The following is a 21639-nucleotide window of genomic DNA, read 5'->3' on the forward strand; positions in this document are numbered from 1 at the left end:
TCCTTTCCCGAATACCTGCAGGAGACACAGCATGAAAACCCACGCCCTCGTGCGCAACCTGATCGCGGCCGGCCTCGTGCTGGCGAGCGGCGCTGCCAGCGCCGCCGCCTTCGCGGACAATTTCGAAAGCGGCCTCAATGGCTGGTTCACCGCAGGTGATGTGGCCGACGCCGGCGGCTTCATCGCCCTGACCACCGCCTCGCTGACCGAGGTGGACGACGATCCGCTGCCCGCCGGCGTGTTCAACTTCTCCGGCGTCACTGCGGTCGAGGTCGGCGTCGCCGACGGGCTGGAAAGCCGCATCGGTCTCGCTCCCGGGGCTCTCGATACCGCCGACGGCTTCGCCTACGAAGGTTCGGCGATGTGGCGCGAACTGACGGTGAGCGCCGGCGACACGCTGCGCTTCGACTGGCTGTTCGCCACCTCCGAGCCCTATGTCAATCCGCTGCCGGATTACGCCTTCCTGCTGGTCGGCGATCAGGTCATCCGCATCGCCGACGAGTCGGACGCGCCGTTTCCGCCGACCACGCCTTTCCGTCGCGAGAGCAACCTGTCGACCTTCGAATACGTGTTCACGCAGTCGGGTGCGGTCCGCCTCGGTTTCGGCATCGTCGATGTCGGCGACTACACGGCGACCAGCGCACTGGCGATCGACAACCTCAGCATTACGCCGGTACCCGAGCCGTCGGGCTGGGCGCTGCTGCTCGGCGGCCTCGGCGTCATCGTCGCCAGCGCCCGCCGTCGCGCCTGAGCTCAGGCGCCGCGCGTCATCTTCCAGGCCGCTGCACCGATCACCACCAGCAGCACGGTGGCCCAGCCGAGGCGATCGATGTAGCGGTGCAGCGTCGCCTCCATCCTTTCGCCACCCCAGGCCATCAGCCCGGCCACCAGGAAGAAGCGCGCGCCGCGACCGATGAAGGAGGCCAGCGTGAAGGGCAGTAGCGCCATCGAGATGGCGCCGGCGGCGATGGTGAACACCTTGTACGGAATCGGCGAGAAGCCGGCGACGAAGATGGCCCAGAAGCCCCAGTCGCCGAACCACTGCTGCGCTGTTTCGTAGCTGGCCCAGTAGCGGCTCTCGCGCAGCCAGGGCTCGATCAGGTCGAAGGCGAAGGCGCCGATCAGATAGCCGAACAGGCCGCCGGCCACCGAGGTGAGCGTCGTGATCAGTGCGTAGAACATCGCGCGCCGCGGTGCCGCCATGCTCATCGGCGCCAGCATCACGTCGGGCGGGATCGGGAAGAAGGACGATTCGGCGAAGCTCATCGCGCCGAGAAACCAGGGTGCGCGGCGGTGGCGTGCCCACTGCATGGCGCGTGTGTACAGCGGAGAGAAGATGTTCACCCGGAACGTTCCGTGAATGGATCGGGCGCCATGATACCGGCGCCCGGCGGGCGGCCTGCGTGCATCCGTCTCAGGCGGTCTGTACCTCCAGCGTGCGCCGCATGCGGTGGCCGTGCCACAGTCGCAGCGCGAACAGCGCAGCCAGTACGAGCGCGTAGGTGATGGGTTCGGTCAGGTCCTTTTTCACCAGCCACCAGTAGTGCGCGACGCCGAGCACGCCGACCGCGTAGACGGCGCGATGCAGGCGCTGCCAGGCGCGGCCGCCGAGGCGACGGATCATGCCGTTGGTCGAGGTGATCGCCAGCGGCAGCATGAGCACGAAGGCGGCGAAGCCCAGCGTGACGAAGGGGCGCTTGACGATGTCCGCGACGATGCCCGGCCAGTCGAAGAACTGGTCCAGCCAGACATAGGTCGTGAGGTGCAGGCAGCCGTAGAAGAAGGCGTACAGCCCCAGCGTGCGGCGCAGCCGCACCAGCCAGTGCCAGCCGGTGAGCTGGCGCAGCGGCGTCACCGCCAGCGTGAGCAGCAGCAGGCGCAGCGTCCAGTCGCCGGTGGCGCGCGTGATGTATTCGATCGGATTGGCGCCCAGCGCGTCGCGCAGACCGCCCGCGACCAGCAGCACCAGCGGCAGCAGGCAGGCGGCCCAGACCGCGCGCCAGATCCAGGCGAACTGCAGACGGTCGGGGGTGAAGCCGCGCTCGCGCATCGTCAGAAGTGCTTCTTCAGATCCATGCCGGCATACAGTGATGCCACCTGCTCGCCGTAGCCGTTGAACATGAGCGTCTTGCGCTTGGTGAATTCGCCGATGCGCCGCTCGCGCGCCTGGCTCCAGCGCGGGTGATCGACTTCCGGATTTACGTTCGAATAGAAGCCGTATTCGCGGGCGGCGGCGCGGGTCCAGGAACTGAGCGGCTCCTTGTCGGTAAAGCGGATCTTCACGATCGATTTCGCGCTCTTGAAGCCGTACTTCCATGGCACGACGAGGCGCATCGGCGCGCCGTTCTGATTCGGCAGCACCTCGCCGTACAGGCCGACCGCGAGCAGCGTCAGCGGGTGCATGGCTTCGTCGATGCGCAGGCCCTCGACATAGGGCCAGTCGAGCACGGCGCTGCGCACGCCGGGCATGGTTTTCGGATCGGCCAGCGTGGTGAACTCGACGTATTTCGCACCGCCGAGCGGCTCGACCTGCTTCAGCAGCGCCGACAACGGCAGACCGACCCAGGGCACCACCATGGACCACGCCTCGACGCAGCGCAGCCGGTAGATGCGCTCTTCCAGCGGCGCCAGCTTCAGCACGTCCTCGATCGCCAGCGTCTTCGGCTTCTGCACCATGCCTTCGATGCTCACCGTCCACGGTCGGGTCGACATGCGGTGCGCGTTGCGCGACGGGTCACTCTTGTCGGTGCCGAATTCGTAGAAATTGCAGTAGCTGGTGATGTCCTTGTAGTCGTTCAGCTTTTCGTCGGTCGACAGCGGGCTTTTCAGCAGCGGGCCGAGCGACTGGCCGCCGTAGCCGGCGGCGCGCGCCTCGCCCGACAGGCCGGCGCCGAGCAGCGCGGCGCCGACACCCAGACCGGCGGCGCGGATGAAGTCGCGGCGGCTGTCGAACAGCGCGCGCGGGGTGATTTCGGACGGCACGATGTCCGTCTGGCGTTTGATCAGCATGGGTACACTCCTGGCTTCATGTCTGTGCAGACCGTGTCAGGTCGCCAGACCTTACCGAAGACCGCAAATGAGCAGAAAGATTTTCGACGCACTGCACGATGCGCTGATGTGCGCCCACCCCGAGGACAAATGCGCACAGGTGGCGAGCCTGTGGCGCGACTGGCAGGCCGGCGCCGTGTTCGACCGGGCGGCCGCCCCGCCGCATGCGATCGACGACGCGGGCCGGCCGACCAGGCCCGAACTGGTCGAACCGTCGGCCCTGCGCTCGCGCCGCATCGGCAGCCGCGAGGGCCACGGCGCGATGATTCACGCCATCTGCCACATCGAATTCACCGCCATCAATCTGGCGCTCGACGCCGCCTGGCGCTTCCGTGAACTGCCGGACGACTATCTGGGCGACTGGCTGCGTGTCGCCGCCGACGAGGCGCGTCACTTCGGGCTGCTGCGTGCCCATCTGCGTACGCTGGGCTACGACTACGGCGATTTTCCGGCGCACGCCGGTCTGTGGGACATGGCGCGCCGCACCGCGCACGATGCGCTGGTGCGCATGGCGCTGGTGCCGCGCGTGCTCGAAGCGCGCGGGCTGGACGCGACGCCGCCCATCATGGACAAGCTGCGCGCGATCGGCGATCAGGCGGCGCTGGACATCCTGGACATCGTGCTGAGCGACGAAATCACCCACGTGGCGGTCGGTGACCGCTGGTTCCGTCACCTGTGCGCGCAGCGCGGGCTGGCGCCGGAGGCGACCTTCCTGCACTTGTTCAACACCTTCGATGCGCCGCGGCTGCAGCCGCCGGTCAACGAAAAAGCCCGCCTGGAGGCGGGCTTTTCCGAGAGCGAGATCGAAACGCTGGCGAATCAGCGCAGGCCGGCTGCGTAGTCGGCCACCGCCTTGATTTCGGCGTCGGTCATCTTCACCGCGATCATGCGCATCATCTTGGCCGGGTCGTTGGCGCGTTCGCCGACGCGGAAGGTCTTCAGCTGCGCTTCGGTGTAGTCGGCGTGCTGACCGGCGATGCGCGGGTACTGCGCCGGCAGGCCGGCGCCGGCCGGGCCGTGACAGCCGGCACAGGCGGGCAGACCCTTGCTCTGGTCGCCACCGCGCCACAGCTTCTGGCCCAGTTCGATGCTTTCACGCGAGCCCTTGGCTTCGCCGCCGGTCGGCTTCTGGCTGGAGTAGTAGGCGGCGAGGTTGCGCATGTCCTGATCGGACAGGCCGGCCACCATGCCGGCCATCACGCCATTGACGCGCTCGGCCGGCTTGCCGTCCTTGGCCTTGAAGTTCATCAGCTGCTTGTACAGGTATTCCGGGTGCTGGCCGGCGAGCTTCGGATTGGCCGGGATGGCGCTGTTGCCATCGGCGCCATGACAGGCTGCACACACCTGGGTGGCAATGGTCTTGCCCGCGGCTGCGTCGGCCTTCGGGGCTGCTTTTTCTTCGGAGGCCAGCGCGCTGGCCGAAACGAGGGTCAGGGACAGGGCGAAACCAAGAGCGGTGAGGTGGCGCATGACTTTCCTTGAGCGGTGATGCCGGGCAAAGGTCCGGGAAAATTTCGGTGATACGCTAAACTCCTCATTTTACCGTGTTTTCCCGGGCGCGCATTGCGCGATTCTGATTTGTCCTCTCTCTTCCGCGGCGCCTCCTTCCATATCTCCGTTGCCAAGCCATCCGGCCTGCCAGCGCCCATCGGCCCGGAGATCGCTTTCGCCGGGCGTTCGAACGCCGGCAAATCCAGTGCGATCAATACGCTGGTCGGTCACACGCGACTGGCCTTCGTCAGCAAGACGCCGGGCCGCACTCAGTTGATCAACTACTTCAAGCTGGTCAAGGGTGGCTTCCTGGTCGATCTGCCGGGCTACGGCTTCGCCCAGGTGCCGGTCGAGGTGCGTCGCGCCTGGGCGGGGCTGATCGAGCGTTACCTGAAGGAACGCGAAAGTCTGGTCGGGCTGGTGCTCATCATGGATTCGCGTCACCCGCTGACCGAACTCGACTGGAACATGATCCAGTGGTTCTCGCAGAGCGGAAAGCCGATGCACGTGCTGCTCACCAAGGCCGACAAGCTCACGCGCAGCGCACAGGCGGCCACGCTGGCCGACGTGCGCCGCCAGCTTTCGGGGATGGGTGAGCAGGTGACGGTGCAACTGTTCTCCAGCCTGAAGAAGACCGGCGTCGACGAGGTCGAGCAGGTGGTCGCGCCGTGGCTGAACGCGGCGCTGCCGGCGCCCGACACGCCCGCGGCCTGAAAAAAGAAAAAGCCCACGGCTAAAGGGGATGAAGCCGTGGGCTCGAAACGCCTCGCACGCAAGGCACCCGCTCAGGGAGGTGAAGCGGGTGACGGCTCGCACCGTCGCACGCTCTGACCGGGGGCGCTTTTTCAAAGTTCCGTTCTCTTCGTGCGCGAATTGAAGTGGCGGCGGAGCGAGCGGGAGGGCGCCGCGTACTATCATCGCGGCTTCCGTTTTCGCAGGTCCAGACGATGTCCTCTTCCGCCAGCCACTTCCCCTCGACCCGCATGCGCCGCATGCGCCGCGACGACTTTTCGCGCCGCCTGATGCGCGAGAACCGCCTCAGCGCCGACGACCTTATCTACCCGGTGTTCGTGCTCGACGGGCCGAGCCGCAGCGAGGCGGTGGCGTCGATGCCGGGCGTCAATCGGGTCAGCGTCGATCTGCTGCTCGGCGTGGCCGAACAGGCGGTGGCGCTGGGCGTGCCGGCGCTGGCGCTGTTCCCGGTCATCGACGCTGGTCTGAAGACCGACGACGCGGCCGAAGCGTGGAACCCGGAAGGTCTGGTGCCGCGCACCGTGCGTGCGCTGAAGCAGCGTTTTCCCGAACTGGGCGTGATCACCGACGTCGCGCTCGATCCCTACACCAGCCATGGCCAGGACGGCCTGATCGACGCGTCCGGTTACGTCATGAACGATGAAACGCTGGAGGCGCTGGCGAAACAGGCGCTGTGCCACGCCCAGGCCGGCGCCGACGTGGTGGCACCGTCCGACATGATGGACGGCCGGGTCGGCCGCATCCGCTTCGAGCTGGACGCGCATCAGTTGATCCACACCCGCATCCTCGCCTACTCGGCGAAGTACGCGTCGGCCTTCTACGGCCCCTTCCGCGACGCGGTCGGCTCGGCCGGCAACCTCGGCAAGGGCAACAAGTACACCTACCAGATGGACCCGGCGAACAGCGACGAGGCGATCCGCGAAGTCGCACTCGACATCGCCGAAGGTGCCGACATGGTGATGGTGAAACCGGGCATGCCCTATCTCGACATCGTGCGCCGGGTGAAGGCGGAACTGGCGGTGCCGACCTACGCCTATCAGGTCAGCGGTGAGTACGCGATGCTGAAGGCGGCGGTCGCCAACGGCTGGCTGGACGAGCGCGCCACTGCAATGGAAGCGCTGCTCGCCTTCAAGCGCGCCGGCGCCGACGGCATCCTCACCTATTACGCGCTCGACGCGGCGCGCTGGCTCAAAGAAGCTTGAGCGCGCGGCGCAGCTGCAGCGCCGAACTCAGCCGCAGATCGACGTAGCCGTGATGGGCGGCGTCGCGGCTGATCCACACCGTGCGCATGCCTAATTGCTTGGCGGTGCGCAGATTGGCCGCCGTGTCCTCGACCATGATGCAGCGTGCGGGCGTGAGCCGGTAGTCGCGCAGCAGGTGCAGGAAGCCCTTCAGCCGCGGCTTCGGCGCATAGCGCGAGTGCTCGATCGCGTGGATGCCGTCGAACAGCGCGCTCATGCCCATCACGTCGAGCACCGCTTCGGCATAGTGCAGTGGGCCGTTGGTGAACACGATCTTGCGGCCGGGCAGGCGGCGCAGTACGTGCAGCAGCGCGCGGTCGAACACGATGCCCGGGCGCAGTGCCTCGACGTCGTGCGTACCGTGCAGGAAGTGTGCGGGGCGGGTGCCGTGGTGCCGCATCAGGCCGAGCAGCGTGGCGCCGTAGCGATGCCAGTAGTGCTCGCGCAGACGGTCGGCCTCGGCGTGCGCCAGCCCCAGCTCCGTCATCAACCATGCGGTCATCGCCCGGTTCAGATGCGGAAAGACGTGCGGGTTGGCGTCGTGCAGCGTGTTGTCCAGATCGAAGATCCAGACTGGCTGCCTGCCCGTGTCCGGGCGTCGCGCGTGAATCGGGTGGCTGATGTTTTACCCCCTCCGGGGGACGGGCCGGGCGTCGCCCGGCCCAGGGGGCACGTTCACTTGCTCTTGATCAGCGTGCCGACGCCGTCGTCGGTCAGCACTTCGAGCAGCAGCGCGTTCGGCACGCGGCCGTCGATGATGTGCACGCTCTTGACGCCGCTGCGCGCCGCGTCCAGCGCGGAGCCGATCTTCGGCAGCATGCCGCCGGACAGCGTGCCGTCGGCGATCATCGCGTCGACGTCGCGCGGCGTGATGCCGGTCAGCAGATTGCCTTCCTTGTCGAGCACGCCCGGCGTGTTGGTGAGCAGCACGAGCTTTTCCGCCTTCAGGATTTCCGCCAGCTTGCCGGCGACCACGTCGGCGTTGATGTTGTAGCTCTCGCCGTCGGGGCCGACGCCGATCGGCGCAATCACCGGGATGAAGTCGCCGCTGTCGAGGAAGTTGATGATGGTCGGATCGATCGACACGATGTCGCCGACGAGGCCGATGTCGAGCATTTCGTCCGGCTTGTCCTTGTTCGGCATCATCAGCTTGGTGGCGCGGATGAATGAGCCGTCCTGACCGGTCAGGCCCACGGCCTTGCCGCCGGCCTGGTTGATCAGGTTCACGATGTCCTTGTTCACATGACCGCCGAGCACCATTTCGACGATGTCCATGGTCTCTTCGTCGGTGACGCGCATGCCCTGGATGAAGGTGCCCTGCTTGCCGACGCGCTTGAGCAGGTCGTCGATCTGCGGGCCGCCGCCATGCACCACTACCGGGTTCATGCCGACCAGCTTGAGCAGCGTCACGTCGCGTGCGAAGCCCAGTTTCAGCGCCGGGTCAGTCATCGCGTTGCCGCCGTATTTCACGACGATGGTGCGGTCCTGGAAGCGGCGGATGTAGGGCAGCGCCTCGGACAGCACCGCGGCCTTGGCGTGCGGCGTGATACCGGAGGTGAGGTCAGAGGTCAGGGGCATTTTCCGGGCTCGCGCGAGGTGTGAGGATGAGGCCGGATTCTAGCCTTGCACCGCACAAACAAAAAGCGGACACCGGCAGGGTGTCCGCTTTTGCCGGGGTGCGAACGGCTTACTGGATGGTGAGTTTCTTCGAGGCGGCGACAACCTTCTTCGGCAGCGTCAGTTCCAGCACACCGTCGGCGAAACGGGCCTGGGCCCGTGCTTCGTCGATGTCCTGGCCGAGCTGGAAGCTGCGCGACACCTTGCCGTAGTGGCGCTCGGAACGCAGCACACGCTCACCTTCCTTGTTCTCCACCGTGCGCTTCTTTTCGGCGCTGATCGACACCACAGAGCCCTCGATGTTCACGTGGATGTCGTCCTTCGCCACGCCAGGCAGGTCGGCGTGCACGGTGTAGGCGTCCTTGTCTTCCTTCACGTCGACCTTGAGCGCCGGTACGTCGGGGTTGCCGGCGAGATCGACCGGCTGCAGCACGAGGCCGCGAAAGTCCTTGAACAGATTTTCGAAGGGGTCCCAGCGGGTCACTTGATTCATCGTTTCGTCCTTTCCATGTCGGGTGCGGGTATCCGCGTACACCCAAACTAGGGTTGGAAAAAAACGATTTCAAGACCGCCCGTTCAGGCGCTTGCGCTGGGTCAACATCCGGATCGCATCGCGATTCGTCCATGAGAACACCGCATCGAGTGCCTCGCGCCAGGGCAGCCAGCGCCAGTCGCGGTGTTCGTCCGGCGCCAGCCGGATCGGCGTGTCGCGCGGCACGCAGAGGCTGAAGGCGTGCTCGGTGTTGTGGGTAACGCCCGGTGGATAGCGGTGGCGCCAGATCGGATAGATTTCGAAGCGGCTGCTGTGGTGCCAGCGGTCGAAGGCCGCGGCTGGCGCGACGATGCCGGTCTCTTCCTCGACTTCGCGCTGCGCCGCCTGTTCCGGTGTTTCACCGGCTTCGATGCTGCCGGTCACCGACTGCCAGTAGCCCGGATGTTTTGCCCGCTCGATCAGCAGGATGTCGCCGCCGTCGCTGTGGATCAGCACCAGGACCGACTGCGGGCGCTTCATGCGCTGGCCATGAAGGGGCGGGCGCGGGTGTGCGGCTGGTCGATCAGCACCCAGAAGGGGGTGCCGCGGCCGCGCCACTCGTCGGCGGTGTCGTTCAGCACGGCCACCAGCGCGTCGAAATCGTCCTTGCAGCGCTCGACCGGCTTGGCGCAGTTGCTCAGATGCAGCAGGTAGCCGCCGCTGGCCGGCAACCAGGACAGGTCGCCGAGGCAGTCGCCGAGCGCGTCGAGGTTGTGGCCGAAGGTGTCGGGAAAGCCCATCGTTTCGGCGAACAGCTGCAGCAGCGACGCCTGGTCGCGCGTGTCTTTCAGGTCGAGGCCGATCAGCAGCAGGCCGGCCGGCTCGGCGAAGCGTGCTGCGCGCGCGGCGGCGGTCGGCTGGGCGGAGAACACGCCGCTGCGGGCGGCGTCGCCGAGGCGTGCCTGCATCGAATCAGGGGGCAGTGCGGACATCGTTCATTCCTTGATGCGGCGGAAGCTGCGGTAGTGATCCGCCGTGTACCAGTATTCGCCGGAACTGCGCACGTCGCCGTCGGCGCCGCTGCCGGCGACGATGCGACGGGCGCCGCGGTGGTTCAGGCCGGGTGTGGGCACCGTGTATTCGCGGTAATAGCCGCGTTTCTGCATCGGCAGACGGCGTTCGCGATTGTGGAACACGACGCCGTCGCGTTTGTACGGGAAAGGCCCGCCCTGGCGGATCAGCGCCAGCGTCTGCGCCGCTTCCGGCGGCAGTTGCGCCAGCTCCACCTCGGGCGAGGCGAAACCGGTCAGCAACAGCCACAGGGCCAGGATCGGCGCCAGCAGTGGCGCCGGGAGCAGACGGGTCGTCACGGACTCAGGCGCCGGCGTCGGCCTTCGGCGTATTGCGCAGCTTGATGTGCAGTTCGCGCAGCTGACGCTCGTCCACCGGGCTCGGCGCCTGGGTCAGCAGACACTGGGCGCGCTGGGTCTTGGGGAAGGCAATCACGTCGCGGATCGATTCGGCGCCGGTCATCATCGTGACGATGCGGTCCAGACCGAAAGCGAGGCCACCGTGCGGCGGTGCACCGTACTTCAGCGCGTCGAGCAGGAAGCCGAACTTGAGCTGCTGCTCTTCCGGCCCGATGTTGAGCGCTTCGAACACGGTTTCCTGTACCGCCGCCTGGTGGATACGCACCGAGCCGCCGCCGATTTCCCATCCGTTCAGCGCCAGGTCATAGGCCTTGGCCAGGCACTTGCCCGGATCGGTCTTGAGCAGCGCGATGTGTTCGTCCTTCGGGCTGGTGAAGGGGTGGTGGCAGGCGTTCCAGCGCTTCTCGTCCTCGTCGTACTCGAACATCGGGAAGTCGACCACCCACAGCGGCCGCCAGGCGTCGCCGGTCACATAGCCCTTCTCGTGACCGATCTTCAGGCGCAGCGCGCCGAGCGCGTCCGACACCACCTTGGCCTTGTCGGAGCCGAAGAAGATCACGTCGCCGCTCTGCGCACCGGTGCGCGCCATGATGGCGGCCAGCGATTCCGGGCTCAGGTTCTTCACGATGGGCGACTGCAGGCCTTCCTCGTTCAGCTTGGTGACGTCATTCACCTTGATATAGGCCAGGCCCTTGGCGCCGTAGATCTTGACGAATTCGGTGTAGCCGTCGATCTCGCCGCGCGACAGCGAGGCGCCGCCAGGCACGCGCAGCGCGGTGACGCGGCAGGCCGGATCGTTGGCCGGGCCGGAGAACACCTTGAAGGCGACGTCCTTGACCGCGTCGGCGACGTCCACCAGTTCCAGCGTCACGCGCAGGTCGGGCTTGTCCGAACCGAAGCGGCTCATCGCCTCGGCGTAGCTCATGCGCGGGAAGGGCGCGGGCAGCTCGACCGACAGCGCTTCCTTGAAGACATAGCGGATCATGTCTTCCATCATCGCGGTGATTTCGTGCTCGTTCAGGAAGCTTGTTTCGATATCGACCTGGGTGAATTCCGGCTGGCGGTCGGCGCGCAGATCCTCGTCGCGGAAGCACTTGGTGATCTGGTAGTAGCGGTCGTAGCCGGCCACCATCAAGAGCTGCTTGAACAGCTGCGGCGACTGCGGCAGCGCGAAGAACTGGCCGTCGTGCACGCGGCTCGGCACCAGGTAGTCGCGCGCGCCTTCCGGCGTGCTCTTGGTGAGCATCGGCGTTTCGATGTCGATGAAGCCCTGGCCGTCGAGGAAGCGGCGGAAAGCCATCGCCGTCTTGTAGCGCAGCATCATGTTCTTCTGCATCGCCGGGCGACGCAGATCGATCACGCGGTGGGTCAGGCGCACGGTTTCCGACAGGTTGTCGTCGTCCAGCGGGAAGGGCGGCGTGACCGAGGCGTTCAGCACCTCGACTTCATGGGCCAGCACTTCGATCTCGCCCGACACCAGGTTGGCGTTGGTCGTGCCTTCCGGGCGACGGCGCACGCGACCGGTCACCTTCAGGCAGAACTCGTTGCGCACCGACTCGGCCACGGCAAAGGTTTCCGCACGGTCCGGGTCGCACACCACCTGCACCAGACCTTCGCGGTCACGCAGGTCGATGAAGATGACGCCGCCGTGGTCGCGACGACGGTGAGCCCAGCCGAACAGGGTGACGGTCTGGTCGAGATAGCCCGCGTCGAGCAGGCCGCAGTATTGCGTGCGCATGGTGTGATTCCGGGAAAGTGCGGGGTCGGAAACCCCGGTTCAGTTGTCGAGTGCGGGCACGGCGGCCGCATGCGGTTTCGGTTTTCTGGCCGGCGGGACGACGCCCATCGACACGATGTACTTGAGTGCTTCATCCACCGTCATGTCGAGCTCGATTACCTCGCTGCGCGGCAGCATCAGGAAGAAGCCCGAGGTCGGGTTCGGCGTGGTCGGCACGTAGACGCTGACGTGATCGGGCAGGTGATTGACCACGTCTCCGCCCGGCTGGCCGGTCAGGAAGGCAATGGTCCAGCTGCCCTGGCGCGGATACTGGACCAGCAGCGCCTTGCGGAAGGCTTCGCCGGAGCTGGAGAACAGCGTGTCCGACACCTGCTTCACGCCGTTGTAAATCGACTTCACGACCGGGATGCGCGACAGCAGGCCCTCCCAGTAACGCAGCAGGCGCTGGCCGATGATGTTGTGGCCGATGATGCCGCTGACCACGATGATGAGCACGGTCAGGATGACGCCCAGGCCAGGCACGTCGAAGCCGAACAGCTGTGCCGGCCGCCACTGCCAGGGCACCAGCAGCATGGTCTGGTCCAGCGTGCCCAGTATCCAGGCCAGCACCCAGATCGTGATGGCCAGCGGAATCCAGATCAGCAGCCCGGTAATGAAGTAACGCTTCATCAATGGCAGGCGCAAGAGCCGCCACAGGGCGTCGAGGGTGCGGCGGCGCTGTCACCGGAAGACGAGGACGCGGTCGATGCGGACGTGTCCGCCTTCGGCGTCGTGGTGCTGCTGCCCGAGCCGCCGCCCTTGAAGTCGGTGGCGTACCAGCCGCTGCCCTTGAGCTGGAAGCCGGCTGCGGACAACTGCTTGGTGAAGGTCGATGCGCCGCAGGACGGGCAATCGGTCAGCGGCGCGGCGCTGATCTTCTGCATCACGTCCTTTTCAAAACCGCAGGACGAGCAGCGGTAACCGTAGATCGGCATGTCGAGCTCCAGAAAACGCGAAATTATAGACTAAGGCATTGTTGCACATGCACATTTCGCGCCAGGAAATCGCCAGCCCTGCGCATGGCGGGAGCGGGTGCGCGAAATGGACGCTGCGCTGGAGAAATGGGGCGCCCATTCTGGGGATTCAAGCCCCGGCCGATGCCTACATCAGCCCCAGATAGGTGCGGTTGATCGTGGCGCCGAAGAACAGCGCGATCACGCCGGCGGCGGCCAGATAGGGCCCGAACGGAATCGGCACGTCGCGACCGTGCGAGCGCAGCACGATCAGCGCGATGCCGACCACCGCACCGACCAGCGACGACAGCAGGATGATCACCGGCAGCATCTGCCAGCCGAGAAAAGCACCGAGCGCGGCCAGCAGCTTGAAGTCGCCGTAGCCCATGCCCTCCTTGCCGGTGGCCAGCTTGAACGCCCAGTAAACACTCCAGAGCACCAGATAGCCGGCGATGGCACCGACGACGGCCGACTGCAGATCGGTGAAGCCGCCGACAAGATTGAGCAGCAGCCCAGCCCAGATCAGCGGCAGCGTGATGCTGTCCGGCAGCAGCTGGGTGTCGAGATCGATGAAGGTGAGCGCGATCAGCGCCCATACCAGCGCAAGGGCGCCGATCAGCAGCAGTGTCGGTCCGAATGTCCAGGCACAGGCCAGGCTCAGCAGCCCGGTCAGCAGTTCGACCAGCGGATAGCGGACGCTGATGCCGGTACCGCAGCCCCTGCACCGGCCGCGCAACAGCAGCCATGACAGCACCGGGATGTTCTCCAGCGCACCGATGCCGTGGCCGCACTTGGGACAGCGCGAACGCGGCGCCAGCAGCGACAGCGTCTCGAACTCCGGCGCCGGTTCGCCGCGCAGATCGGCGCACTGTGCCGCCCACTCCCGCTCCATCATGATGGGCAGGCGGTGGATCACCACGTTCAGGAAGCTGCCGACGGCCAAGCCGAGCAGGCCGACCAGCGGCAGCAGCAGGCCGCTCTCGGCCAGCGATTCGAGTCCGCTCACGATTCCGGTGTCAGACCGACTGGGCGACCTTGAAGATGGGCAGATACATGGCGACCACCAGACCGCCGATCAGCGTGCCGAGCACCACCATGATGATGGGCTCGAGCAGGCTGGACAGCGCGTCGACCGAATCGTCGACCTCCTGTTCGAAGAAGTCGGCCACCTTGGACAGCATCGAATCGAGCTGACCGGATTCCTCGCCGATTGACGCCATCTGGATCACCATGACCGGGAACACATTGGTGTTCTGCATCGCGACGGTCAGGCTGGTGCCGGTGCTGACTTCGTTCTGGATCTGTCGCGTCGCCGTCTTGTAGATGTGGTTGCCGGCCGCGCCGCCCACAGAGTCGAGCGCCTCGACCAGCGGTACGCCGGCGGCGAACATCGTCGACAAGGTGCGCGCCCAGCGCGCAATGGTGGCTTTGCGCAGGATTTCGCCGAGAACCGGAAGCTTGAGCGACAGGCGGTCCACGGCGATCTGCAGCGGTACCGATCGCTTCAGCATGTACAAGAAGGCGCTGATTGCCGCAAAGGCCCCGCCGAAGATGAGCCATGAGTACTCGACGAAGGCGTCGGAGATTGCGATGACGAACAGCGTCGGCGCCGGCAGGTCGGCACCGAAGCTCGAAAACACCTTCTTGAACTCGGGAATGACGAAAATCATGATCACGGCGGTGATCACGATGGCCACCACGATGACCGCGATCGGGTAGAACATCGCCGACTTGATCTTGCCCTTGATGGCCAGAATCTTTTCGCGATACGTGGCCAGACGGTCGAGCAGGCCGTCAAGAATACCGGCCTGCTCACCGGCGGCAACGAGGTTGCAGAACAGCTGGTCGAAGTGCTGCGGATACTTGCGGAAAGCCTGGTTCAGACTGGAGCCGGATTCGACCTCAAGCCGGATGTCGCCGAGCAGCTTCGATACCGCCCGATTGCCGGCGCCCTTGCCGACGATGTCGAAGGCCTGCAGCAGGGGGACACCCGCTTTCATCATCGTCGCCAGTTGCCGGGTGAACAGCGTGATGTCCTTTTCGGTCACCTTGCCGCCACGGCCGAAGCTGCGCTTCTTGACCTTGGTAACCAGGATGCCCTGGCGACGCAGCGTGGCCTGGACCATGGCTTCGCCGCCGGCGCGCATTTCGCCGCGCACCAGCTTGCCGCTCTTGTCCTTGCCTTCCCAGTTGAAGACCGTTTCCTTGGAACCGCTGTCCTTGCGTACGGGGCGGGTTGCGGTGGCCAAATCAAGCTCCTTGCGGGGTGAGTCCGCTCATGCGGCGACGCCGTGCGCGGCGTCGCTCATTCGTTGGTGCAGGCGAGCACTTCGGCCAGCGAAGTGACGCCCTGCCTGACCTTCAGCAGACCGGACTGGCGCAGGTCCTTGACGCCCTCGCGCCGTGCCTGCGCGGCAATGTCGATCGAATTGCCGTTGGTCATGATGATATGCGCAATCTCGTCGGAGATCGGCATCACCTGATAGATGCCGACCCGACCCTTGTAACCGCTTCCCTTGCAGCGCTCGCAACCGACCGGCGCATAGGGCTGCCAGCTGCCGTCGAGGTCCGCTTCGGTGAATCCGGCCTCCAGCAGCGCCTCGACCGGAATGTCCATCGGCTGTTTGCAGGAGCATAGCCGGCGCGCCAGTCGCTGGGCAGTGATCAAAATGACGCTGGACGCAATGTTGAAGGCGGCGATGCCCATGTTGCGCATGCGGTCCAGCGTGGTCGGCGCGTCGTTGGTGTGCAGCGTCGACAGCACCAGGTGACCGGTCTGGGCGGCCTTGATCGAAATCTCGGCCGTTTCGAGGTCGCGGATTTCACCGACCATGATCACGTCCGGATCCTGCCGCAGGAAGGACTTCAGTGCGGCAGCGAAGGTGAGGCCCGCCTTGTCGTTGACGTTGACCTGGTTGATGCCCGGCAGGTTGATTTCGGCCGGATCCTCGGCGGTCGAGATATTGACGCCCGGCTTGTTCAGGATGTTCAGGCAGGTATAGAGCGACACCGTCTTGCCGGAGCCGGTCGGACCGGTCACCAGAATCATGCCGTAGGGGCGCTCGATCGCATGCATCAGCGAGGCGCGCTGCTCGGGCTCGTAACCGAGCGCGTCGATGCCCAGCATGGCCGAACTCGGGTCGAGGATACGCATGACGATCTTCTCGCCGTGCAGCGTCGGCAAGGTACTGACGCGGAAGTCGATCGCCTTGGTCTTGGACAGCACGAATTTCATCCGGCCGTCCTGCGGCACCCGCTTCTCTGAAATGTCCAGCCGGGAAATGACCTTGATGCGCGACGCGATCTTCTCGCGCAGCACCAGCGGCGGCTGGGTGATCTCGCGCAGTACGCCGTCGGTACGGTAGCGGATGCGGTAGTACTTCTCGTAGGGCTCGAAGTGGACGTCGGAGGCGCCTTCGTTGATCGCGTCGAGCAGAATCTTCTGGATGAAGCGCACCACCGGTGCGTCGTCGATCTCGACCTGGGCGTCGTTGCTGGCGGCGGCGTCTTCCTCAGGCGCCATTTCACCGTCGAAATCGAAGTCGACCGAAGCGATCGATTCCAAAGCCTTCTCAACGGTTTCCGACAGCTTGTCGACGAGGGTGGCGAGCTTGTCGGTCTCGACGACGACCGGGTCCACGGCCAGACCGGTCTGGAAGCGGATCTCGTCGATGGCGCGCAGGTTGGACGGATCGGCGATCGCCACCGCCAGCCGGTTGCCGCGCTTCTTCAGCGCCAGCACGCGGTGGGTGCGCATCAGCTTCTTGTCGATCGCGTCCGCCGGGAACTGGTCCGGGTCGTACTGCGCGAGGTCCAGCAGCGGATAGCCGAAGGTTTCCGAGGCGAAGGCGGCTGCGTCGCGTGCGCTCATCTTGCCGCTGGCGACCAGTTGCGCGATGAAACCGTGGCCAGATTGCGCGCCCTCGCGTGTCAGGCTCTCAGCTTCGGTCTCGGTCAGCCGCCCGCTCTGCGCCAGCGCGCGGGCAAGACCCGACAGTGCATTCTTAGCGGTGGCGGCCATGGCGCATTAGGGGGAATCAGCGAGCGGTGTTGAAGTGTCGTCTTCGATGATGACGATTCAGGCTTGATCTGTAAACGGTTTGTGGCCGGCGTATCTTGAGCGCCGGCTCAGGCTGCGTCCTGTGGTTTGAACAGACGCACACTGCGCACCATGCGGTCCTCGGTGTGCAGGATTTCCATCGCGACAGTGCCGATCCGCACCGACAGACCGGATTCCGGAATGTCCTGCAGGTGTTCGAGCAGCAGGCCGTTCAAGGTCTTCGGTCCGTCCAGCGGCAGGGCCAGCCCGAGCTTGCCATTCAGCTCGCGCAGACTGCGTCCGCCGTCGACGATGACGCTGTTGTCGCCGTTCCAGCTCAGCGACTGTCCGCTGCCCGGCACGCCGGTGGTGAACTTGCCGACGATTTCCTCGATGATGTCTTCCAGCGTGACCAGCCCCTCGACCTCGCCGTACTCGTTCACCACCAGCGCCAGACGCTGCCGGTTCTCCTGGAAGAACTGCAGCTGGCTGTACAGCGGCGTTGCTGATGGCACGAAGTAGGGCCGGGTCAGCAGGCCGCGGATTTCGTCCTGATCCAGTTCGCCGGCCGACAGCGCGCTGACCACACGCCGCTGCGGCAGCACGCCGAGCACGCGGTCGAGGTCGCCTTCGAACACCGGCACGCGGCCGTGATGACTGGTGGCGATCTGGTGCTGGATCACGTTCAGCGGTTGCTCCAGATCAATGGCCTCGATCTGGTTGCGCGGCGTCATGACGTCCTCGACCGTCACGTCCTCCAGTTCGAACAGATTGATCAGGATGCGCCGGTGGGCGGCCGGGATGAAGTGGCCGGATTCCGTCATCAGCGCGCGCAATTCCTCGGCAGACAGCGTCTGCCCCTCGTCCGTGTTGCCCGGCTGCAGCCGTGTGATGCGCAGCAGCGCCGATACGAACAGGTTCACCGTCCACACCACCGGATAGAACACCTTGAGCAGCGGCGTCAGCACGAAGGCCACCACGGGCGCGATCGCGTTCGCGTAGCCGGCGCCCACCACCTTCGGGGTGATTTCCGAGAACACCAGGATCAGGAAGGTGATCAGCACGGTGCCCAGCCCGAGCGCCAGTTCGCCCTCGCCGAAAAGATTGATCGCGATCACTCCGGTCAGCGTCGCGGCCGCGGCATTGACCAGGTTGTTGAACAGCAGGATGACGCCGAGCAGCTTGTCCGTTTGCCCCAGCAGATCGAGGGCGCGCTGCGCGCCGCGCGAGCCATTCTGGGCAGCTGCCTTCAGGCGGAAGCGGTTGGAGGCCATCATCGCCGTCTCGGCCATCGAGAAGAAGCCGGACAGCACGAGCAGCACACCCAGCACGATCAGCTGGGTGGAAAGTGGGATCGAATCCATCGGTCAGGCGCGGCCGAGCACGACCTCGAGCACGAATTGCGTACCTATATAGGCGAGCAGCAGGACGAAGAAGCCGCCGAGCGTCCACCGCAGCGCCAGCCGTCCGCGCCAGCCGCGGAAGTGACGCCCCACCAGCAGGGTGCCGAAAACCACCCACGCAAGGATGGCGAACACCGTCTTGTGGCTGAACGCGAGAGGCTTGCCGAACACCTGTTCCGAGAAGGCGATGCCGGTGATCAGCGTGGCGCTCAGCAGCACGAACGCGATGGTGATCAGGCGGAACAGCAGACCTTCCATCACCAGCAGCGGCGGCATGTTCTCCAGCAGACGGATCAGGCGGCCGCGGTGCAGGTTGCGCTCGACCGCCGACATCAGCATCGCGTGCAGTGCCGCCAGCGTGAACAGGCTGTAAGCCGTCATCGCCATCACGAAGTGGGCGCGGAACAGAAGGTTGTCTGCGTTGCCGATGTCGTGCCGGCCGGGCCAGATGACCGGCACCGCGGCGCACAGGGCTGCGGCCGGCAGGGCCAGCATGTGCAGACCATCGAGTCGCGACGACAGGCTTTCAATCCAGTAGAACACCAGCGCCAGCCAGGTCATCACCGCCAGCGCGTCGCCTGCGCCGAAGCGCATGCGGCCCTCCGGAAAGATCTGTACCGACAGCACGGCGGCGTGCACCAGCAGTGCTGCGGCCAGTGCTGCCGGGCGCACGCCACCGGCCGCGGTGTGTGCGCCTGCCCGCGCCGGGCGCATGAACCAGAAGGCGAGCGCGGCGTAGAGGGCGGAAGGAAGCAGTTCGATTAGAATCATCGGCTTCAGTTTAACCCAAGGCGCACGCCGCTCTTTCATGCTGGATAACCTCACCCAACGGCTCGCCAAGGTCGTCAAGACGCTGCGCGGACAGGCGCGACTGACCGACGAGAACATTTCCGACATGCTGCGCGAAGTGCGCATGGCGCTTCTTGAAGCGGACGTCGCCCTGCCGGTGGTGAAGGAACTGGTCACCCGCATCCGCGAGAAGGCGGTCGGCCAGGAGGTCGTCGGCTCGCTGACGCCGGGCCAGGCCCTGGTCGGCGTAGTGCACGACGAATTGGCGGCGCTGATGGGCGGCGCCACCGCCAGCCTCAACTTTGCGACGCAGCCGCCGGCCATCGTGCTGATGGCCGGTCTCCAGGGCGCCGGCAAGACCACCACGGTCGGCAAGCTGGCCAAATGGCTGAAGGAAACGCAGAAGAAGAAGGTGCTCACGGTGTCCTGCGACGTCTATCGTCCAGCCGCCATCGAACAGCTGCGTACCGTCACCGGCCAGGCCGGCGCCGAGTTCTTCCCGTCGACGCCGGAGCAGAAGCCGGTCGACATCGCCCGCGCCGCTGTCGAATTCGCGAAGACGCGCTATTTCGACGTGCTGCTGGTCGATACCGCCGGCCGGCTGGCGATCGATCAGGCGATGATGGACGAGATTCGCGCGCTGCATCAGGCGCTCAACCCGATCGAAACGCTGTTCGTCGTCGATGCGATGCTGGGCCAGGACGCGGTCAATACCGCCAAGGCGTTCAAGGATGCGCTGCCGTTGACCGGCGTCGTGCTGACCAAGCTCGACGGCGATGCGCGCGGTGGCGCTGCACTGTCGGTGCGCCACGTCACCGGTGCGCCGCTGAAGTTCGCCGGCGTCGGCGAAAAGCTGACCGGGCTGGAGGAGTTCCATCCGCAGCGCATGGCGTCGCGCATTCTCGGCATGGGCGACATCATGGGCCTGGTCGAGGAAGCGCGTCGCCAGGTCGACGAAGACCAGGCCAAGGAATTCGCGCAGAAGCTGAAGAGCGGCAAGGGCTTCGATCTGAACGACTTCAAGGCGCAGATCGCGCAGATGCGCAAGATGGGCGGACTGTCGGCGCTGATGGACAAGCTGCCGGCGCAGTTCGCCGGTGCGGCGCAGCAGTTGCAGGGCGGGCAGGACGAAAAGGCGATCCGCCGCATCGAAGGCATCATCAACTCGATGACACCGGCCGAGCGCACCAAGCCTGAACTGATCAAGGCCAACCGCAAGCGTCGTATCGCGGCGGGTTCGGGTACCTCGGTGCAGGAGGTAAACCGCCTGCTGAATCAGTTCGAGCAGACGCAGAAGATGATGAAGCAGTTCTCCAAGGGCGGCATGCAGAAGCTGATGCGCGGCATGAAGGGCATGCTGCCCGGCATGCGCTGAGTCGCCTGCGATCCGATGACGCGTCCGCTGGTCTGCGTGGTCGATGACGACGCCGCGATGCGGCGTGCGCTGTGCCAGGCGCTGACCGGGGTCGACGCGGATGTGCAGGGCTTTTCCGGCGCCGGGGTGTTGCTTCAGGACCGCGAGGCGCTGTCGCGTGCCGCCTGCGTGCTGCTGAACGCCGCGTTGCGCGGCATCAGCGGGCTCGACCTGCAGTCCAGCCTGCGGGTAGTCGGCAGTCGTGCGCCGGTCATCTTCGTGTCCGGTCCCTGCGACGTGACCGTCGCCGTGCGCGCGCTGCGTGCCGGCGCACTCGATTTCATGCTGATGCCAATCGAAGCAGCGGTGTTGCGCTTGCGGGTCGCCGAAGCGCTGGCTCGTGCCGCCGCTGCGGACGCGCGGCGCCAGCGCGTGCAGCAGGTCGCCGACGCGCTGGCGAGTCTCACTGCGCGGGAGCGCGAGGTACTCGACCGTGTCTTGCGCGGCCTGTCGAACGCGGGTATCGCCGGTGAACTGGGCATCAGCGCGAAAACCGTGGAACAGCACCGGGCCCGCGTGATGGACAAGATGCGCGCTGCGTCGCTGGCCGAACTGGTCGCGCGCGTGACCGAGTGGCGGGTGCTGTCGGAGTCGGTCTGATCAGGGGTTGCTGGCCGACGTGATGGCTGGCCATGACCAGTGGCGCTCCCACGCGCCGCGCACCATGTTCGGATATTCCGCCTTGCCCAGGCTGCCGTTGTAGCGGCCGAGCGCGCGGAAGAGGTTGCCCTTCTCGATGTCGAGATAGTGACGGAGGATGGTGCAGCCGAAGCGCAGATTGGTGCGCAGGTGGAAAAGGTTGCTTTCTTCGCTGCCGATCAGCTTCACCCAGAACGGCATCACCTGCATGTAGCCGCGCGCCCCCGCGCTGGAGACCGCGTACTTGCGAAAGCCGCTCTCGACCTGGATCAGGCCCAGCACCAGCTGCGGGTCCAGGCCGGCGCGCGTGGCTTCGTAATGCACCGTCTTCAGGAACTCCATGCGCCCGGCCTCGTCCGGCATGCGCTTGGCGAGGCGTTCCGACATCGTGCCGAGCCACAACTGCTTCTGTGGCGAAGAGAACGCGGGCAGGTCGGGGGCTGCGCGGTCGCTGATGGCCAGATGCAGCGCCGCGCGCACGCTGTCCGCCAGCGGCTCGTACTGCTGCGACGCGCGTGCGCCGCCGGCCGCCAGGGCCAGCGTCAGCGCGAGGGGCGCAGCCAGCCGCTTCAT

25 protein-coding genes are annotated in these 21639 nt (G+C 65.9%); 6 read left to right on the top strand and 19 right to left on the bottom strand.

The features are described from left to right. Positions 1 to 31: 31 nt before the first annotated feature. The gene (locus tag METFAM1_RS0115885; RefSeq protein WP_019916397.1) at positions 32 to 751 is read left to right on the top strand and encodes a PEP-CTERM sorting domain-containing protein; all 720 of its coding nucleotides are present in this window, start codon (positions 32 to 34) and stop codon (positions 749 to 751) included. A 2-nt stretch (positions 752 to 753) separates the two neighbouring features. On the opposite strand, the gene METFAM1_RS0115890 is transcribed toward METFAM1_RS0115885, so the two are convergent. The 3 genes from METFAM1_RS0115890 to msrP form a co-directional block, all read right to left on the bottom strand. Next, entirely contained in the window at positions 754 to 1344 is a 591-nt protein-coding gene (locus tag METFAM1_RS0115890) for a YqaA family protein (protein ID WP_019916398.1), read from the bottom strand. A 70-nt stretch (positions 1345 to 1414) separates the two neighbouring features. After that, positions 1415 to 2050, bottom strand: coding sequence for a protein-methionine-sulfoxide reductase heme-binding subunit MsrQ (locus METFAM1_RS0115895; protein ID WP_019916399.1), 636 nt, complete (start codon positions 2048 to 2050; stop codon positions 1415 to 1417). A gap of 2 nt (positions 2051 to 2052) precedes the next feature. Beyond that, a complete protein-coding gene (gene msrP / locus METFAM1_RS0115900) occupies positions 2053 to 3009 on the bottom strand; it encodes a protein-methionine-sulfoxide reductase catalytic subunit MsrP (protein ID WP_019916400.1) in 957 nt (318 codons plus the stop codon). A gap of 67 nt (positions 3010 to 3076) precedes the next feature. Here msrP and METFAM1_RS0115905 point away from each other — a divergent pair, with 67 nt between their 5' ends. After that, a complete protein-coding gene (locus tag METFAM1_RS0115905; RefSeq protein ID WP_019916401.1) occupies positions 3077 to 3889 on the top strand; it encodes a ferritin-like domain-containing protein in 813 nt (270 codons plus the stop codon). On the opposite strand, the gene METFAM1_RS0115910 is transcribed toward METFAM1_RS0115905, so the two are convergent. Next, the gene (locus tag METFAM1_RS0115910; RefSeq protein WP_019916403.1) at positions 3868 to 4518 is read right to left on the bottom strand and encodes a c-type cytochrome; all 651 of its coding nucleotides are present in this window, start codon (positions 4516 to 4518) and stop codon (positions 3868 to 3870) included. The two genes, METFAM1_RS0115905 and METFAM1_RS0115910, sit on opposite strands and share 22 nt — an antisense overlap. A gap of 108 nt (positions 4519 to 4626) precedes the next feature. Here METFAM1_RS0115910 and yihA point away from each other — a divergent pair, with 108 nt between their 5' ends. Continuing rightward, a complete protein-coding gene (gene yihA / locus METFAM1_RS0115915; protein ID WP_019916405.1) occupies positions 4627 to 5253 on the top strand; it encodes a ribosome biogenesis GTP-binding protein YihA/YsxC in 627 nt (208 codons plus the stop codon). 233 nt (positions 5254 to 5486) lie between these two features. Next, positions 5487 to 6494: a porphobilinogen synthase gene (gene hemB, locus METFAM1_RS0115920; protein WP_232419788.1), complete on the top strand. Its 1008-nt coding sequence runs from the start codon at positions 5487 to 5489 to the stop codon at positions 6492 to 6494. Here hemB and METFAM1_RS0115925 read toward each other — a convergent pair. From METFAM1_RS0115925 to METFAM1_RS0115990, 14 genes are all read right to left on the bottom strand, one after another. After that, positions 6481 to 7080 (bottom strand): HAD-IA family hydrolase, encoded by a 600-nt coding sequence (locus METFAM1_RS0115925; RefSeq protein WP_232419886.1) that lies wholly within the window; start codon positions 7078 to 7080, stop codon positions 6481 to 6483. The genes hemB and METFAM1_RS0115925 overlap by 14 nt on opposite strands. 128 nt (positions 7081 to 7208) lie before the next feature. Further along, positions 7209 to 8111 carry an acetylglutamate kinase gene (argB, locus tag METFAM1_RS0115930; protein WP_019916408.1) on the bottom strand — a complete coding sequence of 301 codons (903 nt, stop codon included), beginning with the start codon at positions 8109 to 8111 and terminating at the stop codon, positions 7209 to 7211. A gap of 109 nt (positions 8112 to 8220) precedes the next feature. Further along, positions 8221 to 8643, bottom strand: coding sequence for an Hsp20/alpha crystallin family protein (locus tag METFAM1_RS0115935; RefSeq protein WP_020647599.1), 423 nt, complete (start codon positions 8641 to 8643; stop codon positions 8221 to 8223). Between the two features lie 69 nt (positions 8644 to 8712). Continuing rightward, entirely contained in the window at positions 8713 to 9162 is a 450-nt protein-coding gene (gene nudB, locus METFAM1_RS0115940; RefSeq protein ID WP_019916410.1) for a dihydroneopterin triphosphate diphosphatase, read from the bottom strand. Further along, positions 9159 to 9614 (bottom strand): barstar family protein, encoded by a 456-nt coding sequence (locus METFAM1_RS0115945; RefSeq protein WP_232419790.1) that lies wholly within the window; start codon positions 9612 to 9614, stop codon positions 9159 to 9161. The genes nudB and METFAM1_RS0115945 overlap by 4 nt, the downstream gene beginning before the upstream one ends. Positions 9615 to 9617: 3 nt before the next feature. Further along, positions 9618 to 9992 (bottom strand): guanyl-specific ribonuclease, encoded by a 375-nt coding sequence (locus tag METFAM1_RS0115950; RefSeq protein ID WP_019916413.1) that lies wholly within the window; start codon positions 9990 to 9992, stop codon positions 9618 to 9620. Positions 9993 to 9996: 4 nt separating this feature from the next. Next, the gene (gene aspS / locus METFAM1_RS0115955) at positions 9997 to 11790 is read right to left on the bottom strand and encodes an aspartate--tRNA ligase (protein ID WP_019916414.1); all 1794 of its coding nucleotides are present in this window, start codon (positions 11788 to 11790) and stop codon (positions 9997 to 9999) included. Between the two features lie 39 nt (positions 11791 to 11829). Continuing rightward, positions 11830 to 12459, bottom strand: a complete 630-nt coding sequence (locus METFAM1_RS0115960; RefSeq protein WP_019916415.1) for a DUF502 domain-containing protein — start codon at positions 12457 to 12459, stop codon at positions 11830 to 11832. Beyond that, complete coding sequence (locus METFAM1_RS0115965) at positions 12459 to 12764, bottom strand: FmdB family zinc ribbon protein (protein ID WP_019916416.1); 306 nt, start codon at positions 12762 to 12764, stop codon at positions 12459 to 12461. Before METFAM1_RS0115965 ends, METFAM1_RS0115960 begins: the two co-directional genes overlap by 1 nt. Positions 12765 to 12930: 166 nt before the next feature. Further along, on the bottom strand, positions 12931 to 13788 hold the full coding sequence (locus METFAM1_RS0115970) for a prepilin peptidase (protein ID WP_019916417.1): 858 nt from the start codon (positions 13786 to 13788) through the stop codon (positions 12931 to 12933). A 10-nt stretch (positions 13789 to 13798) separates the two neighbouring features. Further along, complete coding sequence (locus METFAM1_RS0115975) at positions 13799 to 15031, bottom strand: type II secretion system F family protein (RefSeq protein ID WP_019916418.1); 1233 nt, start codon at positions 15029 to 15031, stop codon at positions 13799 to 13801. 56 nt (positions 15032 to 15087) lie between these two features. After that, positions 15088 to 16803: a type IV-A pilus assembly ATPase PilB gene (pilB, locus tag METFAM1_RS0115980; RefSeq protein WP_019916419.1), complete on the bottom strand. Its 1716-nt coding sequence runs from the start codon at positions 16801 to 16803 to the stop codon at positions 15088 to 15090. A gap of 107 nt (positions 16804 to 16910) precedes the next feature. Further along, positions 16911 to 18185, bottom strand: a complete 1275-nt coding sequence (locus tag METFAM1_RS0115985; RefSeq protein ID WP_019916421.1) for an HlyC/CorC family transporter — start codon at positions 18183 to 18185, stop codon at positions 16911 to 16913. Between the two features lie 3 nt (positions 18186 to 18188). Next, positions 18189 to 18995: a cytochrome C assembly family protein gene (locus METFAM1_RS0115990; RefSeq protein WP_019916422.1), complete on the bottom strand. Its 807-nt coding sequence runs from the start codon at positions 18993 to 18995 to the stop codon at positions 18189 to 18191. A 37-nt stretch (positions 18996 to 19032) separates the two neighbouring features. On the opposite strand from METFAM1_RS0115990, the gene ffh reads away from it, so the two are divergent. After that, on the top strand, positions 19033 to 20388 hold the full coding sequence (gene ffh / locus METFAM1_RS0115995) for a signal recognition particle protein (RefSeq protein ID WP_019916423.1): 1356 nt from the start codon (positions 19033 to 19035) through the stop codon (positions 20386 to 20388). 15 nt (positions 20389 to 20403) lie between these two features. Further along, entirely contained in the window at positions 20404 to 21027 is a 624-nt protein-coding gene (locus METFAM1_RS0116000; RefSeq protein WP_019916425.1) for a response regulator transcription factor, read from the top strand. Here the strand turns inward: METFAM1_RS0116000 and METFAM1_RS0116005 are convergent, their stop codons facing one another. Further along, entirely contained in the window at positions 21028 to 21639 is a 612-nt protein-coding gene (locus METFAM1_RS0116005; RefSeq protein ID WP_019916426.1) for a lytic transglycosylase domain-containing protein, read from the bottom strand.

This window comes from Methyloversatilis discipulorum (genome assembly GCF_000527135.1).
GTDB lineage: Bacteria > Pseudomonadota > Gammaproteobacteria > Burkholderiales > Rhodocyclaceae > Methyloversatilis > Methyloversatilis discipulorum.